The following is a 19,164-nucleotide window of genomic DNA, read 5'->3' on the forward strand; positions in this document are numbered from 1 at the left end:
GGAGCAAGCACATGTTGGACAATACAACCAGACCGAACAAGCTGCCTGCCGCGCCGGGTGTCGGCTATAAACCTCAGCACTTCGCGCAGATTCTGGACCATTCACAACCGGTCGCATGGCTTGAGATCCACGCCGAAAACTATATGGGTGACGGCGGTCGCCCGCTTGCCCAACTACGGCACCTGTCCGAAAAATTCCCGATCTCGGTTCACGGCGTTGGCCTTTCTATTGGCAGCGAAGACCCGTTGGACCCCGATCACCTTGCCCGTCTGAAACATCTTGTCGGCTGGCTGAACCCGGCCAGCTTTTCAGAGCATCTGGCCTGGTCGACCCATGACAGCCATTTCCTGAACGACCTTTTGCCCTTGCCCTACACCGATGCCACCCTTGCCCGCGTCTGTGAACATATTGACCAAGTACAGGACGTTGTCGGGCGGCAGATGCTACTTGAAAACCCCTCCAGCTATCTGGCATTCGAAGAAAGCACCTGGTCCGAGCCCGACTTTCTGCGCGAGATAGCCCGCGGCACGGGCTGTGGCCTGTTGCTGGATGTGAACAACGTGTTTGTGTCCGCCACCAATCTGGATTTCTCACCGCAGGGCTATATCGATGCATACCCCTTGGACGCGGTGGGCGAAATTCACCTTGGCGGACATGATGAGGATGAGGATGACCATGGCCATCCCCTGTTGATCGACAGCCACGGCCGCGAGGTCGTCGACCCGGTCTGGGCGCTGCTGGACTATGTTCTGGAGCGATCAGGCCCCAGACCGCTGCTGGTCGAATGGGATACGGATGTCCCCGACTGGCCAATCCTGCGGGCCGAAGCAGATCGCGCCCAGGCGGCATTGGACCGCGTCCCGGCATGAGCGTATCGCAAAAGTCCTTTCACACCGCGTTGCTTGATCCGGCTGTGGCCACCCCCGCTGGCCTGCAGGACGCAGATGCGCAACCCGCCGGACGCCGGTTCAGCGTCTATCGCAACAATGTGGCGGTGTCGCTGACCGAAGCAATGCATCAGGCATTTCCGGTGATTACCAAACTGCTGGGACCCAAAAACATGGATGGCTTGTCAGGGTTGTTTTTGCGCAAGCACCCGCCATCGTCCCCTTTGATCATGTTCTATGGTGATGCGTTTCCGGATTTCCTGGCCGGAATGGAGCAGCTGTCACACTTGGGATACCTCCCAGACGTTGCGCGGCTGGAACTGGCGCTGCGCCGCGCTTACCACGCGGCCGACAGCCAGGCTGCCCCTGCCGATGCTCTGGCCGTACCGCCAGAGGACATCATGCGAGCGCAATTGCGGTTTGCCCCGTCCATGCAGGTACAGCAATCGGATTGGCCGGTGGTTTCGATCTGGCGCTTCAACTCCGAAGACAACGCGCCCAAACCCGAAGCCGAAGCCCAGGACGTTCTGATAACCAGGCCGGAATTTGACCCGGCCCCGCATGTGCTGCCCAAGGGCGGCGCGCATTGGATAGCGGGCCTGCAAACCGGGCAAACCATTGGTAGTGCGTTTGAAGAAACCGCGACCCATTTCCCCGAGTTTGACCTTGGGGCCACTCTGGCGCTTCTTTTGCAAGGCGGCGCAATTACTTCTGTGACTATCGAAAGGCTGGCAACATGACTGCCCTGATCTCTCTGCACAACAACACTTTGGGAAGGCTGGAAATGACCTCTGGCTGGTTGACCCCGACGCTGGCCCGGGTGGTTTTCGCCGCCACCCTGCTGATCTATTACTGGAACTCGGCTATGACCAAGCTTGGCAGCGGTTTTTTCGGCTTTCTGTTCCCGTCAGACGGGGCCTATGTGCAGATATTTCCCAAAGCGATGGAAGCGGTCAGCTATGACAGCTCGCAGCTTGGTATCTTGCATTGGGCGGTCGCTGTGGCGGGCACCTGGGCCGAGTTTCTGCTGCCGGCTATGATCCTGATCGGCCTTCTGTCGCGGCTTGCCGCGTTGGGCATGATCGGGTTTGTCTGGGTTCAGACAATCGTGGATGTTACCGGACATGGCGCCGCGCTGGGAAGCTATTTTACCGCCGCGCCGAGTGTGTTGGACACACGGACGCTTTGGACCTTCCTTTTGCTGGTCATCGTAATCAACGGCGCAGGCCCCCTGTCTGTCGACCGGGTACTGCGCGTCAAGTAACCTAGAAATGCGCCTTGGGCTCGTCCGGTTTTCCCGCGGCCAGCCCAAGGAGCCCAGCCACAGCGGCAAACGCCACCGGGAACATGGTGAAGGCGTTGAAGCCAAAGGCATAATACATACCGGCTGCTGAGATCAGCAACAACGCCCCTCCGACCAAAGCGCGCGCCTGCGCCATTGCACCACCGGCAATGGCCAGCAAGGGCGCTATGATCGACATTATCTGTATGAGCTGTGCGTTATCGACCTGCTCGGCCAGGCCCTCAATCTCACCATAATGGTCGACCAGGGCGACATAGCCATAGCCGAAAAAGCCAACGATCATTCCGATCAGACCGGCAATGACACCCAGAATCATAGCTGCGTTACGCATTCACAAACCTCTTAACTTGCGTGACTTCAGATAAGCACCCAGTCACGCCACGCCAAGCCCTGATCGTGTTTCAGGCGTCCAGCCCAGAAACAGCGTGCCATCCTTGTCGATCAGAGGACGCTTCATCAGGGTCGGATGCTCTTTCAGCAATTCCAGCGGCGGCTTGGCACGCTGGTCCTCAGCCAAACCCCGCCAAGTCGTTGAACGGGTGTTGAGCAAAGCCTCGCCGAAATTTTCCAATGCTTGCTCAAGCACGGAATCGGGCACACCTTGGGATCGAACGTCCACAAACTCGGTATTTTCAATTGATTTCAAGGCCTTACGACAGGTATCGCAATTTCTCAGACCATATAGGCGCATTTTCGGTAGGCTCCTGTTATTGAGTGAGTTTTCGGCAATTTCGCCTGTGTGTTTCGGTAATTCTTGATTTTTTACTTCACCGTGCAATGTTGAAAAAGACGAAACACGCAATTCGGGCCGTATCGTGTGGGCGATACTGTGATGTGTTGCGGCTGCGTCAATCGCTACCCCCACCAATTTGTGGGACAACGTGTAAGTAGAAGGAGACACGGGAAATGCCAACTGGCACCGTGAAGTGGTTTAACACCACTAAAGGCTATGGGTTTATTGCGCCTGATGAGGGCGGCAAGGACGTATTTGTTCATATCTCGGCCGTAGAACGCTCTGGTTTGACCGGGCTCGCTGACAATCAGAAAGTCTCGTATGAGCTGGAAGACGGACGTGACGGCCGTCAGATGGCATCTGATTTGAAGCCGTTATAATCGCCTCGCTTTTCGCAGGGATTCCAAAACAGGCCAACGGCCAATTTCCGGCCGTTGACCGCACCCTGAAGGTTGGAAACCTTATCCTCGTGCCGGGCCTGTCCGGGCATGAACGCTCCAGTCTTCACCCATGGCAACGATGCAGGACGTGCCAGAGGCATAGGTGACGACCATCGTCCAGTCGCCCGATTTGCTGATCCAGACCTCCATCAATTGCTCAGGCCCACGCATGCCGGTGGCGGCGCGTTCCGACCCGAACTGCCGTTCTAGTTTTTCATGCAATCTGGATGTCGGCTCGCAAATCACTTCTGCGATCGGAGATTTCGCGTAGGCGGCTGTAGACAGCGCGAGGCACAGGCAAGTTGTGCGGGTCAAAACAGAAATCGTCATGAAGTAAATGTAACAGCTTCATGACAATTTGTATAGACAAACGCTATGCGTCGATGGGTTCAGCTTTTGCGGATGACGTCTTCGAACTCACGCCATTCCCGCGCGGTCATTCCCGAATTTTCCTGCGTAACTGTTTCCCCGGCTAGCATCCTGCGCAGGCTATCGACCATCTGGGCCGAGAGGTTGACGGCACCCAGACGGTAATCCTCGAACGCCTTGTAGGCAAAGGGTACCCAGTCGGCGACGATCTTGCACATCATGTCGGCATATACGCGGATCTCGTATTGCGCATGCGGATCCGCGCGCAGACGCAGAAAGTGGAACAGGTTGTGCAGATCAACCTTCCAGTACCATTGTGTATAGATGTTTGCGGGCAGATTCATCCGCGCCAATTCCCGAGCCAGCCCCTGCTGACCATCCTGGTTGATCATCGCCTCGTAATTGTCATAGCACCGCGCACTGTCGGCTTTCAGAAGGTCCAGAACACGCGCGGCCTCTTCCCCCTGCAGAGCGTCGCCCCGGCCTTGATTATTCACCTCGGACTGGGCCGCGACATGGTCCGGCGCAGGGATATAGAACTCACGATCCAGAATCGAATAACGCGCAGAGTATTCGTTCACGTTTGCCGTGCGGTGGCGGATCCACTGCCGCGCCACAAATACCGGCAGTTTGACGTGCAGTTTGATTTCACACATCTCAAACGGGGTCGAATGCCAGTGGCGCATCAGATAACGGATCAAACCTTCGTCGTTCTGAACCGACTTGGTGCCTTTGCCGTAAGACACCCGTGCCGCCTGACAGATCGCTGCATCATCGCCCATATAGTCGATCACTCGGACAAAGCCGTGATCCAGCACCTGATGCGCAGTGTAAAGGTGATCTTCCATACCTGCGGCCACAACGCGGCGTGTTGGATGCGATTGCGCCCGTTGCGCTTCGATCTCGGCCAGTTGGTCAGTGGACAGCGGCATGAAATTTCCTTTCCAGCAATGAGTCGCCCACCACTATATATCGGCAACTCCCAGACCGGAACCGCGACATGTGCACCCATTGTTGCAAAATCCAAATTGTGTCCACCCTGCCCCTCGACACGCTTTATCTGCGCGCTAAGCTGCAGGCCATCACCTGAACAGAAAGGACGCCGCAATGGGGCTGACATATCTTCACACCATGGTCCGCGTGAAGGATCTGGAGAAATCCATGGCGTTTTATGCGCTGCTGGGGCTGAAGGAAACCCGTCGCTACGATAGCGAGGCCGGGCGGTTTTCGCTGATTTTCATGGCCCCGCCCGGACAAGAAGATCGGCCGATCGAACTGACATACAACTGGGATGGTGACAACGAACTGCCCAGCGACAGCCGCCATTTCGGGCATCTCGCTTACGGCGTCGAAGATATCTACCAGATGTGCCAACACCTCCAGGACAATGGCGTCGTGATCAACCGCCCGCCGCGCGATGGGAGGATGGCGTTTGTGCGCTCGCCCGACAATATCTCGGTCGAGCTGCTGCAAAACGGAGACGCGCTGGACCCAGCTGAACCCTGGGCCAGCATGGAAAGCACCGGCCACTGGTGATCCGTTGGTGGACAGCATTGGGGTTGGCCTGCCTGGCCAACCCGCTTAGGGCCGAAACCTGTCGCCTCGCGCTTGCTTTGGCGATGGATATTTCCACTTCGGTTGACGCGACCGAGGACGCCCTGCAGCGACATGGTGTGGCCGCAGCCCTCGTTGCGCCCGAAGTGACCCAGGCATTCTTTTCCTCTCCAATGCCCGTTGCGCTGGCCGTGTATGAATGGAGCGGCCGCAGCACGCAGCGCGTCATCCTGAACTGGACGATGATCCGAACCCAGGCCGATTTGCTGGCCGCAGCATCAACCATCCAAACCTCGGTCCGGTCCGACAGCGGGTCTGCGACGGCGATGGGCTATGCGCTGGCCTTTGGCGCCACATTGATGCAAGAGGCACCCCCTTGTCTGTTTCAGACCATCGATCTGTCAGGTGATGGGTCCAACAACGATGGGTATGGTCCGGATTCGGCATATCGGCACTTTCCCTTTGAAAACACCGTGGTAAACGGCCTTGTCATCAACGCCGCCGACTTCGAGGGCGAGCTGTTTCTGATCCCGTTTTTTGAAAACAACGTCCTTTACGGCCCCGGCGCGTTTCTGGAAATCGCGCAAGGGTTCGAGGATTTCGAACGCGCCATGCGCCGCAAACTGGAACGCGAATTACAAGGTTTGGAAATCGGAGCCTTGCAGGAAACGGCCAAACCATGAAGCGCCTGCTTGCTGCCCTGCTTTGCTTGATCGCAGCCCCGGCCGCGTCAGAGTGCCGACAAGCTTTGGCATTAGGGTTGGACGTTTCGGGATCTGTGGACAGCCAGGAATACCGGCTGCAACTGGATGGTCTGGCCGCTGCCTTGCAACAAGCCGAAGTGGCACAGAAGATCCTGTCGAACTCCGCAGCCTCGGTCCGTTTGGCGGTGTTCGAATGGAGCGAGACCGGCCATCAGCGTGTGATCCTGGACTGGGCTGAGGTTCGATCCGCGCGTGATCTGGACCGGATCAGCGCATTGTTGAACAACACAAGGCGCAGCGCGGCACCACAAGGCACCGCCGTTGGCTCTGCGATGTTGTTCGGAGCAGAGCTGCTGTCCCGGCAACCCGATTGCTGGAAACGCACGCTGGACCTTTCGGGGGATGGCAAACATAATCTGGGGCCCCATCCGCGTGATGCCAAACGCGCCCTTCAATCTGCCGGTATCACCATCAATGGGCTGGTGGTTGGGGCGGATGATCCCAAGCATGGCGACAAACGCTATGTTCAGGCCGGTGAGCTGTCAGCTTATTATAAGGCTTGGGTTATTCTTGGCCCAAACGCCTTTGTTGAAGTGGCCCTTGGGTTCGAAGCCTATGAGGATGCCATGATCCGCAAGTTGATCCGAGAGTTGGGCGGATTGATTCTGTCAGACGCAGGAAATACCGCGCGGCCCTGATCAGTAGATGTAACGTATCTGATCGGTCCAATAACGCTCGACCCGGCGAAGCGACGTAGTGATATCCTCAATCCCTTCCTGCCCCAATACACCTCGGCTTTGCAGTCCGTCGGCATGGCGAGAAAACAGGTCCGTCACGATATCGCGGATTTCTCGCCCGCGCGGCGTCAACCGCACCCGGACCGAGCGCCGGTCGATCTCACATCGCTGGTGGTGCATATAGCCCATTTCAACCAGTTTCTTGAGGTTGTAGCTGACGTTGCTGCCCTGATAGTACCCCCGGCTCTTCAACTCACCCGCGGTGACTTCGTGATCACCGATATTGAACAACAACAGGGCCTGGACCGCGTTGATTTCCAGCACGCCGACCCGCTCGAACTCATCCTTGATGACGTCCAGCAACAGGCGGTGCAGCCGCTCTACCAAGGCAAGCGCCTCTAGGTAGCGGTTCATGAACCCTCTGGGTCCCGTCGCGGAGACCTGCATTTCCAAACTCATCCGAACCTCCGATTCACTCGCGCCGTTTCACGCAGCATGAATCGAAATCCCGAAAAATCGGTTAAGCAGGGTTTTCTTTTATTTCTGAAAGGTCTGCGCGATATCGGCGATCAGGCCCGTAAAGCTGTCGGGGGGCTGAACCTGCCCGGTGACCCACTGATACAGGTCCTGATCGTTTTCTTGCAACAACGCGTCATAGCTATCCAGAGCCGGCGCATCCATATCGTTCAGGTTCCGGTCCGCATATGCCGACAGGATCAAGTCCATTTCCTTGATCCCACGCCGCATCGAACGCATCTTTAGGCGCTTGATCCTGACCTCGCGGGGTTCGCTCACGGCGCTTGTTCCAGCATCAGGCGCAGCTTCTTTTCCAGGCGCGCGGCGCGTTCCGCGTTGGCGCGCATCTCACCTCGGATCGCGCGCAGTTCAGCCGCTACATCTGCCAGTTCAGGCACGGCTTCGTCTGCCTCAAGCGGGGCATCCATCCCCTCGCCTTCGCCAGTCAGCAGCCACATGATTGAGACGTTGATCATGCCCGCCATCATCGACAAGCGGTTCGCGCGCGGCTCGGACAGGTCGTTTTCCCAGGACACGATTGTGGTCTTTTTAACGCCAAGCCGTCGCGCCATCTGCGACTGGGTCATCCCCGCCGCCTCACGCGCACCCGCCAGCCTGTCCCCGAATGTCGCCGAGTCCGGTCCGTACCAGTCGTTTTCGTCGTTCATCCGGGTCTCCAATTCTCTTTATTCATATCGCTTGATCGTCATTCGAGCGCACCCTATGACAGACAGGTTGAACATACAAACCGAGGCCGACCATGAGTTTCCTGTCTGCGACACTGTCACGCGTAAAACCATCGCCTACGATCGCAATGACGGCCAAGGCGGCCGAGCTGAGGGCCGCCGGGCGCGACGTTATCGGTCTCAGCGCAGGTGAGCCGGACTTTGACACGCCGCAAAACATCAAGGACGCAGCAGTTGCGGCCATTGCCGCGGGCAAGACCAAATACACTGCGCCGGACGGCATCCCCGAGCTAAAGCAAGCCGCCTGCGCCAAGATGAAACGTGACCATGGGCTGGATTACACTCCGGCCCAGATATCGGTTGGGACCGGTGGCAAACAGACGCTGTACAATGCGCTGATGGCCACGATGAATGATGGGGATGAGGTCGTGATCCCTGCGCCCTATTGGGTCAGTTACCCCGACATGGTTCTGCTGGCCGGTGGGACCCCGGTGATCGCCGAGACCTCTCTGCAAACCAATTTCAAACTGACTGCCGATCAGCTTGAGGCCGCGATCACCCCAAAAACCAAATGGCTTATCTTCAACTCGCCGTCAAACCCCACCGGCGCGGGCTACAGCCGCGAGGAATTGAAGGAATTGACCGACGTATTGATGCGCCACCCGCATGTCTGGGTCATGTCCGACGACATGTATGAGCATCTGGCCTATGACGGGTTCGAATTCTGCACCCCTGCCGAGGTCGAGCCCGCTCTTTATGACCGCACATTGACCTGCAACGGCGTGTCCAAGGCTTATGCCATGACCGGCTGGCGCATCGGCTATGCCGCTGGTCCGGTCGAGGTCATCTCCGCGATGCGCAAGATCCAGTCGCAGTCGACCTCGAATCCCTGTTCGATCAGCCAATGGGCCGCGGTCGAAGCGTTGAATGGCACGCAGGACTTCCTGGCCCCGAATTGCGTAACCTTCAAACGCCGCCGTGATCTGGTTGTGCGGATGCTAAACGCCATTGACGGGATCACCTGTCCGACGCCTGAAGGCGCGTTTTATGTCTATCCTTCTATCGCCGGGCTGATCGGCAAAACCACCGCAGCGGGAACCGTGATCGACAGCGACGAAACCTTTGCAACAGCCCTGCTGGAAGAGGCAGACGTGGCCGTTGTTTTTGGCGCGGCCTTTGGTTTGTCACCGAATTTCCGGGTCAGCTATGCTACTTCGGACGAGGCGCTTACCCAAGCCTGTGGCCGCATCCAGAAGTTCTGCGCAGAGTTGACCTGACCGGAGCCCCAATATGACGACCGAGCTACCCAAATACTATTTCCGTGTGCGCGAGAACGGTGCGGCGGTGTTCAAAATCGACACCGAAAACCGCCAACGCCGGATCGAAATGGATCAGATCGCGGTCATCAACATCCGCAATGGCGAGGTCAAGCCGCAAGGTCAGCGCACGCTGAGTGATGCGGATCAGGCCGAAATCACCCGTTGGATGGCTGACCGCAAATCCCTGCTGGCGCAGCGCGATATCGACGACATTCACCGCGCGGTCGACTATCTGAACCTGACGACACATTGGGCGCAGTCCAAGGCGTCCGAAGAGCAGCTTGAGGATGTCACCGACCGCCTTTTGCTGGCGATGCACGACCTGCGCACCGTGCTGGTGCGCAAAAAAGCGGATCGGTTGAACAAGGGCTGATCCGCTACGGGGCCGGTGTCGCGATTATACGCACCGAGCGCAGCCAGAACCGCGCCATCAAAAGAACAGCCGCACAGGCAAGGCCAAGTACAAGGCCCAACCAAATCCCGATCCCGTCCATACCCTGGACAAACCCAAAGTAATACGAGGCGGGAATCCCGATCGCCCAATAGCTTAGCGCGGCCATTGCCATTGGCACTTTCGCGTCTTGCAGACCACGCAACAGCCCCAGCGCAATCACCTGCGCGCCATCCACCAACTGGAACAGCGCGGCCATGGCCAGCAACCCGGTACCGATGGCCAGAATTTGTGGACGCTGCGGGTCATCAGGTTCCACGAATATCGAGATCAGCGGCTCGGCGCAGGTCAGGAACAAGATGATCGTAAGCACGGACACGATCAGAGACATCCCTGTCACCGCAATGGCGCCTTTCTCAAGATGTGCCCGATCTTTGCGGCCCAAGGCGTTCCCCGCCCGAATCGTGGCCGCGTTCGACAGACCCAGGTGAACCATGAAGGTCGCCGAAGCCAGGTTCAGCGCAATACCGTGTGCGGCCAGCGGAACCTTCCCGATCCAGCCCATCATAAAGGCCGACATGGCGAACAGCGATACTTCGGCCAGCAAGGTCAACCCTATGGGAACACCCAATCGCACGACGCTGAACAGCATCTCCCAATCCGGGCGCCAGAACCTTTGGAACAGGTTGTGTTCGGGCAGGACACGCACCGCATAAATGATCACCGCAATCAACGAGACAGTCTGCGTCACGACCGAAGCTATGGCTGCCCCCATCACACCCATCTCTGGTGCACCCCAATTGCCAAAGATCAGCGCATAGTTGGTCAGCCCGTTGACTACGGCTGCCGCGACGGTGATCCACAGGACAATCTGCGTCCGCTCCAGCGCCGCAAGGTAAGATTTCAGCACCATGACAATCAGCGCCGGAAACAGCCCCCACCCTGCAACGCGCAGGTATTCCGAAGCAGTCTCAGCAATCTGCGGATCTTGATCAGTCGCAATCAAAATCGGGTATGACCACCACAGCAATGGAATAATCAGCGTTGCATAAAGCAGCGACAGCCACAGACCCATGCGGGTTGAGCGTCGGATGCTGGTTTCATCGTTTTCGGCTGCGGCGGTTGCCACCATCGGCATAACCGCCAGACCAAAACCACCCCCAAACAGGAACAGCACAAAATAATAGCTGCTGGCCAGAGTCACGGCGGCCAATGCCTCGACCCCGTACCAGCCTAGCATAATCGTGTCGGTCAGACCGATTGCAAATTGCGCCAGATGCCCGCCGATCAACGGCAAGCCCAGTACGGCAATCGCCCGATAGTGGGCGCGATATGTCATCACCTTGTTCATCACATCAGCCTTATGCCCGGCCAAAGACCGGGACAAGAGCAGATCTTTGAAATTTCAATGTGAGACTGCCGGATCGAGGTTACAGTAAAGCCGCGATGCAGCGGATATCTCGATCAACGCGCCTCAGGACTGAGTGTGGTCCCCAGAATATGTTCAGATCGATGGATCACATGATGGGCCTGCCCGACGATCAAAGGATCGGGGTCCGAGACAATGGAATGATCCTTGTCCGGGTAATCCAGCGTCGACAGGAAGTGACGCATGGTGTTCAGGCGCGCGCGCTTTTTGTCGTTGGATTTGATGATGGTCCAGGGCGCATCGGCAGTGTCCGTGTAAAAGAACATCGCCTCTTTCGCCTCGGTATAATCCTCCCACTTGTTCAGACTGGCCTTGTCGATGGGCGACAGTTTCCACTGCTTCAGCGGATCGGTTTCCCGGCTTTTGAACCGGCGCTGCTGTTCGGTTTGCGTGACCGAGAACCAATATTTGTAAAGCTGAATGCCCGATCGCACCAACATACGTTCCAGTTCAGGTGTCTGGCGCATGAACTCCAGATACTCATTCGGAGAGCAAAAACCCATCACCCGTTCAACGCCCGCACGATTGTACCAGGACCGGTCGTAGAACACCATTTCCCCAACCGTCGGAAGTTCCTGAACATAGCGCTGGTAATACCATTGTCCTTTCTCCTCCCAGGTGGGTTTGTTCAGCGCCACAACCCGCGCCTGACGGGGGTTCAGGTGCTCCATGAACCGTTTGATCGTGCCACCCTTGCCCGCCGCGTCGCGCCCTTCGAACAACAACACAAACCGTTGCCCGGTTTCCTGCGCCCAGAGTTGAACCTTGAGCAATTCAGCCTGCAGCTGAGCCTTTTCGGCCTCGTACTTGCTGCGCGCCATTTTGCGAGCATAGGGATACTTGCCGCTTTCAAAAGCCTGACGAATTTTTTCCGGGCTGGGTTGAAGGGTTTCGGGCTTTGGTGCGGGGACGACCTCGACTGCGGATTGAATTTGTTCGTTCTGCGCCACAGCTTCCATTCAGATACTCCTCATTCTACTGTCCTTAAGACCGCCTAGCAGATCAGTGGAACTCGCGCTTTGATTGGGGTCAAATTGACATCCGAACCAACACGGAAAATGCTGCGAGAAACAACGCAACGCAAAGGCCAGGCCAGGCCATGGACACGAAAACAATCGAACTGAACGGCCAACCCTTTATGCTGCGCAGTTGGGGGCGGCCCGACCTGCCGCCGTTGCTGATGTTGCACGGGTTTCCGGAATACGGCGGTGCCTGGGGCGATCTTGCACCGCACCTGGCGGCGCGGTTCCACTGCTTGGCACCTGATCAGCGCGGGTATGGGCAAAGTTGGGCCCCTGACGGCGTCGGGAACTATGCTCTTTCACATCTGGTGTCCGACATGGCCGCGCTGGCCGAGCAGTTTGACGCGCCGCTCTGCGTTCTGGGTCACGACTGGGGCGCGTCGGTTGCGTACGGGCTGGCCATGTTCCGTCCCGATCTGGTCAGCCGGTTGATCATTGCAAACGGTGTTCACCCGGTGCCCTTTCAACGGGCCATGGCCGCCGGAGGGGCGCAATCCGCAGCGTCGCAATACATCAACGCCTTGCGCGCCTCGGATGCGGTCGTTCGGTTTTCAGCCGACAACTTCGCCCTTCTAGAGCAGTTCTTTCGGCATGGCATGGGCGTTGATTGGTTATCCGAAGACCGCATGCAGACCTATCGTACCGAATGGGCCCGGCCCGGTCGGCTGCAGGCGATGTTGAACTGGTATCGCGCCTCACCGTTGGTAGTGGCAGAGCCGGGCGTGCCGCGCACCGACCTGCCCGAATTGCCGTTAGACCGATTAATGGTTCGTTGCCCGCACCTGCTGTTGTGGGGTTTGGAAGACAAGGCACTGCTGCCTGAATCCACCGCCGGGCTAGAGACGTTTGCGCCAGACCTGACACGTGTTGAAATCCCGGGCACCGATCACTGGCTGCACCATCAAAAGCCCGAAGCAGTTGCACAGGCAATTCTGGATTGGTTGGCGACCTAGAAGTCCTACTTGTGCCCCCAATCTGCCGGATCGTCTGAATTGTTTGGCGACAGGCCCAGAAGGTCTCCGTCCGTCGAACATCCCAATCCCAGAACGGTCCGGTTTGCATAGGCAAAATAGGCGCAGACCTGATTGATCTCGAGTATTTCACCATCATCCCAGCCGGACGTGCGTAGGGCCTGAATATCGGCCTCGGCAATATCAGCCGGGGCCTCTGTCAGCTTGCGGGCATAATGCATCGCTGCAATCTGGGCGGTGTCCAGCGGTGCGGTTTCGGGCGTTTCAGCTTTAATCGCTGTGCGGATCGCGTTACCCCGTCCCGCATCCCCCAGCAGCCTTTGCAACCCGCTGAAATGATGCTCAACACAATAGTCGCAGCGGTTCAGGGAACTGACCCAAACGCCCAGCACCTCAAGAAACCATTTCGGGACAGCATTGGCCGAATGGTGCAGCACATTCTTATACAGCGCCATGTGGCCTTCCATCGAATGCGGCCGCAAAGAATGTGCCATCATGATGTTGTCCACATTGTTGTCCGGGCCGGTGACCCTTTCATAGAGTTTTTTCAGCCTGCCGGTGGCTTCTTGAAACGGCACGGTTTTGATCCAGCTCACGTGATCCCCCTGATTGATCTTCCCGAGTCGCTCGTACCCTAGTTTCGATCCCGTCAGTCTACGAGATGAAACTAGATCAACCCGGCGCATCACGATAGGCTGTGTGTACCCAAGTGAGGTACAGACCAGATGGAAAAGACAGAACAAACTGTCGCGGAATGGTATGCCAACCACCCGATCTCGGCGCCCCATATTCTGACCAAGCTGAAAGCCAATCGCGGATCGCTGGACGATGTCGCCCCGGTGGACCTCTATCCTTACGACCAGGACCATTACGATGGGCTAGAGGCGAACGCCCGACTGGCCAACAACGTGCGGATGAAGCCAGGCGACGGTATACTTGACGTGTGCTCGGGGTTATGCGGCCCTGCCCGATGGTATGCGGCCGAACGCGGCGTTGATGTGACAGGTGTCGATATCAGCACCAATCGGGTTGACGGGGCAAAAGAGCTGAACGCTCTGGTCGGGTTGCAAGACCGTATCCATCCGATCCTGGCCAGCGCAATGGCCCTGCCTTTCGATAATGCGCAGTTTGACGGCGCCGTCAGTCAGGAGTCATTCCTGCACATCCCCGACAAATCCAAAGCACTGGCCGAGGTATTTCGCGTTCTGCGCCCCGGTGCCCGGTTTTCCTTTACGGATTGGGTCATGCACACCCCCCTGTCCGACGATGAGCTAGCGCAGTACCGATCCCAGATCGCCTGCCAGTCTTTGTTCAGCATTCCGGAATACGAATCCCACCTAAAGGAAACCGGCTTTGCGATGATTAACGCACAGGACGTGACACATGTCTGGGGTGATATTCTGGCCAAGCGGCTGCAAATGTACCAGGCGCTGGACGCCGAGGCAGAGCGTGCAGGTAACCCCTCCAAAGGGGATGACTTTCTCAAGATGTATGCAAAGTTTGTCAACGATGTTCAGAAACGGCGGGTTGGCGGTGTTCGCTTGACCGGTGAGAAACCTGACTAAACGACCAAATCCAGGCAGCTTCACTTGCTAACCAACAGGCTGAGGCCGCTTCTTTCCGGCGCTCAGGCTCGCCAATCGCCCACAACACTTCGCGGCCCTCTTCCCCCGGACCACATCACCTGCCATAATGGGATCAAACCCAAAAACAAGAGCAGCACCGATGCCCGACGATCTGTTGACGCCCAGCGCAACCTCCACCTACGACGCCTCCTCGATCGAGGTGTTAGAAGGGCTGGAACCGGTTCGAAAACGCCCCGGCATGTATATCGGCGGCACCGATGAACGCGCGCTGCACCATATGGTCGCCGAGATTCTCGACAACTCGATGGATGAGGCGGTCGCGGGCCATGCCAACCGGATCGAGGTTGAGTTGCACGCGGATTACGCCCTGACCGTGCGCGACAACGGACGCGGCATCCCGATTGATCCGCATCCAAAGTTTCCCGACAAATCAGCGCTTGAGGTGATCTTGTGCACCCTGCACGCGGGCGGCAAGTTCTCGGGTAAAGCCTATCAAACGTCGGGCGGTTTGCATGGGGTTGGCGCATCCGTTGTCAACGCCCTGTCGGATTCGATGGTCGTTCAGGTGGCGCGCGACAAGACGCTGTTCGAACAGCGGTTCTCTCGTGGTATCCCTATGGGCCCAGTGGAAAAGGTCGGTGCCGCCCCCAACCGGCGTGGCACCACTGTGACCTTTCATGCCGACCCTGACATCTTTGGCCATCACAAATTCAAACCGGCGCGGTTGTTCAAATCCATCCGCTCCAAGGCCTATCTGTTCTCAGGCGTCGAAATTCGCTGGAAATCCCATATCGACGACGGCGAAACGCCAACCGAGGCCAGCTTCCACTTTCCCGGCGGACTATCGGACTATCTGAAGGAAACGATGAACGGCTCCTCCACCTATGCCGATCAACCCTTTGCCGGCACCGTGGACTTTCAAGAGAAATTCGGCGCGCCCGGCAAGGTCGAATGGGCGATCAACTGGACGCCCTCGCGCGACGGGTTCATCCAATCCTACTGTAACACTGTCCCAACACCCGAAGGCGGCACCCATGTGGCAGGCTTCTGGTCCGCGATCCTCAAGGGGATCAAGGCCTATGGCGAGCTGATCAACAACAAGAAGGCCGCGCAAATCACCCGCGATGATCTGATCACCGGCGGCTGTGCGCTGGTGTCCTGCTTTATCAGCGAGCCCGAGTTTGTCGGCCAGACCAAAGACCGTCTGGCCACGGTCGAGGCGCAACGGCTTGTGGAAAATTCGGTCCGCGACCATTTCGACAACTGGCTGGCCGCGGACACGAAATCCGCCGGCTCTATTCTCGATTTCCTCATACTGAGGTCCGAAGAACGTCTGCGCCGACGGGCCGAGAAGGAAACACAACGCAAGTCCGCCACTAAGAAACTTCGTCTTCCCGGCAAGTTGGTGGACTGTAGTAGTTCAACACGCAACGGAACCGAATTATTCATTGTCGAGGGCGACTCGGCTGGTGGAACTGCCAAAATGGGTCGAAACCGCAAAACTCAGGCCCTGCTGCCCCTGCGCGGAAAGATCCTGAACGTGCTGGGTGCAGCCAGTTCCAAACTGGGCACCAACGCCGAGATCAGCGACCTGACACAGGCGCTGGGTGTGGGCCTTGGCACCAAATTCAACGTCGATGATCTGCGTTATGACAAGATCATCATCATGACCGATGCGGATGTGGACGGGGCGCATATCGCGGCACTACTGATGACATTCTTCTTCACTCAGATGCGGCCGATGATCGACGCGGGCCACCTGTACTTGGCCTGCCCGCCCCTCTACCGCCTGACGCAGGGCGCCAAACGTGTCTATTGTCTGGACGAGACTGAACGCGACGAATGGATGGAAAAAGGTCTTGGCGGCAAAGGCAAGATCGACGTGTCCCGCTTCAAGGGCTTGGGTGAGATGGACGCCAAGGACCTAAAAGAGACCACGATGGACCCGGCATCCCGCAAACTGATCCGCGTCACCATCGACGAGGACGAACCCGGTGAAACCGGCGATCTGGTCGAGCGCCTGATGGGGAAAAAGCCCGAACTTCGGTTCCAGTACATTCAGGAGAACGCGCGGTTTGTGGAAGAGTTGGATGTCTAACACCAACTGGCGCGCGCACTTTATTTGCTTTGCAGCTTCATCCCTGCTCAAATGGCGAGAATGATGCGTAAAACGACACTCAGGTTTTCTGCACTTCTTCTTGTATCCTTGACGCTTTTCTTAGTTTTGTCTGATCAGCAACGCGAACCGCGCACAATTGAAGACGTTGTTGAGGTGTTCCGCCAGGCCCACATGATCCCAGGCGCGGTCGTTGCGTATGGTGTTTCGGGGTCGGAGCCTACGATTGCTGCTTTTGGTGTCTCAGACCCCTTAAGAAACACACCGATGTCGCCCGATCAGCCTTTTCGGTTAGCTTCGGTGACCAAGGTAATTGCTGCAAAGGCCATTCTTAATGCCGAAGGTCAAAACGAAATTGACCTCGACACGCCGATTGCAGAACAAATAGACTTACCATCTCCACGCGACCCTCGATCCCTATCCATCACCCCGCGACACTTGCTTGCACATCGAGGGGGGATGGATAGCAAACTCAGTTATGACCCCCTGTTCGCGCCCGACCGACTGGGTTTGGATCGGTCGGCAAGTTGCGCAGTAATTGCGCGTACGGCCTGGGAGAAAATGATGCTTGATCATGCGCCCGGCACAAATACGGCCTATTCGAATGTTGGGTTTTGCCTTCTGAGCGGTTTTTTGATCACCGACCATCGCGCGGACTTATCCCCAATTCTTCAAGATGTAGCTGACGTTCGTATCGAAGGTCCCGTCACGCCAAACTGGAAACACAACGGGACCAGTTGGATTCGTGTTCAAAATGACGCTGAAGCTGAGGGCTGGCTCTCGGGTCTGGGTATAGCTGGTGGTGCGATTGCCAACGCCGAAGCAGTTTGGTCATTTGTGTCGGCCCATGAACCTGACCGTGGGATTGAAGCACCACTTGCGGGCGAAACGGATTTTTATGCTTTGGGCTGGCACGTCTGGACCCATCCTGAGGGCTATCATTTGACACATTGGGGGGGGCTGGAAGGTATCTTTACGGTCGTTGTACGTTTTGCTGACGGAGTGGCGATCGTCATGCTTTTTAACGCCTCACCTGCAGATCGGCCCAGCGCCTTCAATTACCTTCATCAACAACTGCTCAGGTTAAACAGTCTGAAGACCTGAACCGCTGGGTGGTGATAAAGATGTCCCTGGGTTTCCGGCTTTCCCGTCTCTCACACCCCTCAAAATGCCCCCTTCCCCAGTTTTTGATCCTATTCAAACTTACTTCATCCGACATTCAAGACCGATATTTGAGGCGTCGAGCGTCCAAGACCCTTGTGAGCAAACACATTTTCTGAACGTGAGGACGACATGAAAACCCCAATCCTGGGATTGGCATTTACCTATTTTGCCACGCAAGCGCCCGCACGGCAGAAGCTCAGCACCACGTCGCCAATTCTGGAGGACGCCGAGACGCTGTTTTGCTATTACAGCGGCATGGCCTATTCGCTGGATGCATTTGCGGTGATCTTCGACGACAACCCCGTGACTTCGACGACCAGAACGCGCGAAGAACAACTATTGCGCTACTTCAAAGGCGATGATGGCACCATGAGCTGGAAACCCCAATGCAGCTTTCAGATCAGCCGCTAAGCCCTCGGGCTATTCCAGCGTCCGATCCATCCAGCCTTCAATCTGCCCAGCTGGCCCCTCCCACCCCGGCTCCATGAACAGAAAATGCGCGTGGTCTTCGACCGGCAGAAACGTCGCGCGGCCTCCGTAGAGCTTCGCCAGCGCGCGGCAGGTGTTGGGGTTCACGGCCCGGTCCTCGGCGCCGGAAACGATCAAAACCGGGCAATCGACCTTGTCGATCTCGACCTTCATCGCGTGGTGGTCGTCGAACATCCAAAAGAACATCTCGAACATCACCCTGCCGCTTTCCGCGCCCAACTGGTCGAACACCTCATGCTGCTGCGCCTCGGGCATCTTGTTCAATGCAAAGGGGGCCATCAGATCGAACTCAACCCGCATGGGCTGTTTCCAGAACGCCCCGCCCTCCATCAGCGCGCGCGGCACGGCGCGTTCGTCGTCGGTTTCGGGCAGCGTGCCCCACGGCGCGTTCGGATTGATCAGAACGATGGCGCTGGCTAGCCCGCGCGCTGCAACCTGCTGCGCCACAACGCCTGCGATGGCGTGACCCAGCAGCACCGGCTTGCTGTCCAGCCCCTGCACGAACTCTGCAATGTCGTTGGCATAGTCGGTGACGCTGACGTCGGTCAGCCCCGGATCGGGTTCGGCTTTGGCGTCGCCGCCATGGTACCGCAGCGCAGGTGTGTGCACGGTCCAGCCCCGGTCGCGGAAGAACCCCGCGTAATCGGCCATACACCACGGTCCGGCAAAAGCACCGTGGATCAGAACAATCTCTTTGGTCATGATAACGCCCCCTCACCTCTCATCACTATGAGAGATCAGGAAGCGG

The 19,164-nt window shown here is 57.5% G+C and carries 25 protein-coding genes; 14 read left to right on the forward strand and 11 right to left on the reverse strand.

The genetic code is table 11. The features are described from left to right. The first annotated feature begins 11 nt into the window (after nt 1–11). From bufB to RUM8411_RS02100, 3 genes are read left to right on the forward strand one after another with little or no spacing between them, the layout of a single operon-like run. Entirely contained in the window at nt 12–869 is an 858-nt protein-coding gene (gene bufB, locus RUM8411_RS02090) for an MNIO family bufferin maturase (protein WP_085820956.1), read from the forward strand. Beyond that, a complete protein-coding gene (locus RUM8411_RS02095) occupies nt 866–1,627 on the forward strand; it encodes an HvfC/BufC N-terminal domain-containing protein (protein ID WP_085820957.1) in 762 nt (253 codons plus the stop codon). The genes bufB and RUM8411_RS02095 overlap by 4 nt, the downstream gene beginning before the upstream one ends. Next, nucleotides 1,624–2,151, forward strand: coding sequence for a DoxX family protein (locus tag RUM8411_RS02100; protein WP_085820958.1), 528 nt, complete (start codon nt 1,624–1,626; stop codon nt 2,149–2,151). Before RUM8411_RS02095 ends, RUM8411_RS02100 begins: the two co-directional genes overlap by 4 nt. A gap of 1 nt (nt 2,152) precedes the next feature. Here the strand turns inward: RUM8411_RS02100 and RUM8411_RS02105 are convergent, their stop codons facing one another. Together RUM8411_RS02105 and RUM8411_RS02110 are read right to left on the reverse strand one after the other, a co-directional pair. After that, the gene (locus RUM8411_RS02105) at nt 2,153–2,521 is read right to left on the reverse strand and encodes a hypothetical protein (RefSeq protein WP_085820959.1); all 369 of its coding nucleotides are present in this window, start codon (nt 2,519–2,521) and stop codon (nt 2,153–2,155) included. A gap of 42 nt (nt 2,522–2,563) precedes the next feature. Further along, complete coding sequence (locus RUM8411_RS02110; RefSeq protein WP_085820960.1) at nt 2,564–2,881, reverse strand: ArsC/Spx/MgsR family protein; 318 nt, start codon at nt 2,879–2,881, stop codon at nt 2,564–2,566. 215 nt (nt 2,882–3,096) lie between these two features. Between RUM8411_RS02110 and RUM8411_RS02115 the strand changes: the two genes are divergently transcribed. Then, the gene (locus RUM8411_RS02115) at nt 3,097–3,303 is read left to right on the forward strand and encodes a cold-shock protein (RefSeq protein WP_010439113.1); all 207 of its coding nucleotides are present in this window, start codon (nt 3,097–3,099) and stop codon (nt 3,301–3,303) included. 81 nt (nt 3,304–3,384) lie between these two features. Here RUM8411_RS02115 and RUM8411_RS02120 read toward each other — a convergent pair whose 3' ends face one another. Beyond that, entirely contained in the window at nt 3,385–3,678 is a 294-nt protein-coding gene (locus RUM8411_RS02120) for a hypothetical protein (RefSeq protein ID WP_234995109.1), read from the reverse strand. A 74-nt stretch (nt 3,679–3,752) separates the two neighbouring features. Beyond that, complete coding sequence (gene thyX, locus RUM8411_RS02125; protein ID WP_085820962.1) at nt 3,753–4,664, reverse strand: FAD-dependent thymidylate synthase; 912 nt, start codon at nt 4,662–4,664, stop codon at nt 3,753–3,755. 175 nt (nt 4,665–4,839) lie between these two features. Here thyX and RUM8411_RS02130 point away from each other — a divergent pair, with 175 nt between their 5' ends. Genes RUM8411_RS02130 through RUM8411_RS02140 form a run of 3 tightly spaced genes read left to right on the forward strand, consistent with a single transcriptional unit; the run spans nt 4,840 to nt 6,688 of the window. Next, nucleotides 4,840–5,268: a VOC family protein gene (locus RUM8411_RS02130; RefSeq protein WP_085820963.1), complete on the forward strand. Its 429-nt coding sequence runs from the start codon at nt 4,840–4,842 to the stop codon at nt 5,266–5,268. Beyond that, nucleotides 5,265–5,969, forward strand: coding sequence for a DUF1194 domain-containing protein (locus RUM8411_RS02135; RefSeq protein ID WP_085820964.1), 705 nt, complete (start codon nt 5,265–5,267; stop codon nt 5,967–5,969). Before RUM8411_RS02130 ends, RUM8411_RS02135 begins: the two co-directional genes overlap by 4 nt. Then, nucleotides 5,966–6,688, forward strand: a complete 723-nt coding sequence (locus RUM8411_RS02140; protein WP_085820965.1) for a DUF1194 domain-containing protein — start codon at nt 5,966–5,968, stop codon at nt 6,686–6,688. Before RUM8411_RS02135 ends, RUM8411_RS02140 begins: the two co-directional genes overlap by 4 nt. On the opposite strand, the gene RUM8411_RS02145 is transcribed toward RUM8411_RS02140, so the two are convergent. From RUM8411_RS02145 to RUM8411_RS02155, 3 genes are all read right to left on the reverse strand, one after another. Further along, nucleotides 6,689–7,186 (reverse strand): MarR family winged helix-turn-helix transcriptional regulator, encoded by a 498-nt coding sequence (locus tag RUM8411_RS02145; protein ID WP_085820966.1) that lies wholly within the window; start codon nt 7,184–7,186, stop codon nt 6,689–6,691. Between the two features lie 78 nt (nt 7,187–7,264). Then, entirely contained in the window at nt 7,265–7,522 is a 258-nt protein-coding gene (locus RUM8411_RS02150; protein WP_085820967.1) for a succinate dehydrogenase assembly factor 2, read from the reverse strand. Continuing rightward, a complete protein-coding gene (locus RUM8411_RS02155) occupies nt 7,519–7,911 on the reverse strand; it encodes a helix-turn-helix domain-containing protein (protein ID WP_085820968.1) in 393 nt (130 codons plus the stop codon). The genes RUM8411_RS02150 and RUM8411_RS02155 overlap by 4 nt, the downstream gene beginning before the upstream one ends. A 92-nt stretch (nt 7,912–8,003) precedes the next feature. Between RUM8411_RS02155 and RUM8411_RS02160 the strand changes: the two genes are divergently transcribed. Together RUM8411_RS02160 and RUM8411_RS02165 are read left to right on the forward strand one after the other, a co-directional pair. Then, nucleotides 8,004–9,206: a pyridoxal phosphate-dependent aminotransferase gene (locus tag RUM8411_RS02160; protein ID WP_085820969.1), complete on the forward strand. Its 1,203-nt coding sequence runs from the start codon at nt 8,004–8,006 to the stop codon at nt 9,204–9,206. A 13-nt stretch (nt 9,207–9,219) separates the two neighbouring features. After that, entirely contained in the window at nt 9,220–9,621 is a 402-nt protein-coding gene (locus RUM8411_RS02165; protein ID WP_085820970.1) for a hypothetical protein, read from the forward strand. Nucleotides 9,622–9,625: 4 nt separating this feature from the next. Here the strand turns inward: RUM8411_RS02165 and RUM8411_RS02170 are convergent, their stop codons facing one another. Together RUM8411_RS02170 and ppk2 are read right to left on the reverse strand one after the other, a co-directional pair. Next, nucleotides 9,626–10,990, reverse strand: a complete 1,365-nt coding sequence (locus RUM8411_RS02170) for an MATE family efflux transporter (RefSeq protein WP_085821099.1) — start codon at nt 10,988–10,990, stop codon at nt 9,626–9,628. A 113-nt stretch (nt 10,991–11,103) separates the two neighbouring features. Continuing rightward, complete coding sequence (gene ppk2, locus RUM8411_RS02175) at nt 11,104–12,027, reverse strand: polyphosphate kinase 2 (RefSeq protein ID WP_085820971.1); 924 nt, start codon at nt 12,025–12,027, stop codon at nt 11,104–11,106. A 140-nt stretch (nt 12,028–12,167) separates the two neighbouring features. Here ppk2 and RUM8411_RS02180 point away from each other — a divergent pair, with 140 nt between their 5' ends. Next, nucleotides 12,168–13,043 (forward strand): alpha/beta fold hydrolase, encoded by an 876-nt coding sequence (locus tag RUM8411_RS02180; protein ID WP_085820972.1) that lies wholly within the window; start codon nt 12,168–12,170, stop codon nt 13,041–13,043. Nucleotides 13,044–13,048: 5 nt separating this feature from the next. Here the strand turns inward: RUM8411_RS02180 and RUM8411_RS02185 are convergent, their stop codons facing one another. Beyond that, nucleotides 13,049–13,657, reverse strand: a complete 609-nt coding sequence (locus RUM8411_RS02185; RefSeq protein ID WP_085820973.1) for a carboxymuconolactone decarboxylase family protein — start codon at nt 13,655–13,657, stop codon at nt 13,049–13,051. Between the two features lie 129 nt (nt 13,658–13,786). On the opposite strand from RUM8411_RS02185, the gene RUM8411_RS02190 reads away from it, so the two are divergent. The 4 genes from RUM8411_RS02190 to RUM8411_RS02205 all read left to right on the forward strand — a co-directional run bounded on the left by RUM8411_RS02190 (nt 13,787) and on the right by RUM8411_RS02205 (nt 18,338). Further along, nucleotides 13,787–14,626 carry a class I SAM-dependent methyltransferase gene (locus RUM8411_RS02190; RefSeq protein WP_085820974.1) on the forward strand — a complete coding sequence of 280 codons (840 nt, stop codon included), beginning with the start codon at nt 13,787–13,789 and terminating at the stop codon, nt 14,624–14,626. Between the two features lie 160 nt (nt 14,627–14,786). Further along, nucleotides 14,787–16,745 carry a DNA topoisomerase IV subunit B gene (gene parE / locus RUM8411_RS02195; RefSeq protein ID WP_085820975.1) on the forward strand — a complete coding sequence of 653 codons (1,959 nt, stop codon included), beginning with the start codon at nt 14,787–14,789 and terminating at the stop codon, nt 16,743–16,745. 63 nt (nt 16,746–16,808) lie between these two features. Continuing rightward, nucleotides 16,809–17,867 (forward strand): serine hydrolase domain-containing protein, encoded by a 1,059-nt coding sequence (locus RUM8411_RS02200; protein ID WP_159453846.1) that lies wholly within the window; start codon nt 16,809–16,811, stop codon nt 17,865–17,867. 189 nt (nt 17,868–18,056) lie between these two features. Next, nucleotides 18,057–18,338: a hypothetical protein gene (locus RUM8411_RS02205; protein WP_085820977.1), complete on the forward strand. Its 282-nt coding sequence runs from the start codon at nt 18,057–18,059 to the stop codon at nt 18,336–18,338. 9 nt (nt 18,339–18,347) lie between these two features. Here RUM8411_RS02205 and RUM8411_RS02210 read toward each other — a convergent pair whose 3' ends face one another. Then, nucleotides 18,348–19,118: an alpha/beta hydrolase gene (locus tag RUM8411_RS02210; protein WP_085820978.1), complete on the reverse strand. Its 771-nt coding sequence runs from the start codon at nt 19,116–19,118 to the stop codon at nt 18,348–18,350. Nucleotides 19,119–19,164: the final 46 nt, after the last annotated feature.

Source organism: Ruegeria meonggei, assembly GCF_900172215.1.
In the GTDB taxonomy this organism is placed as follows: Bacteria; Pseudomonadota; Alphaproteobacteria; order Rhodobacterales; family Rhodobacteraceae; genus Ruegeria; species Ruegeria meonggei.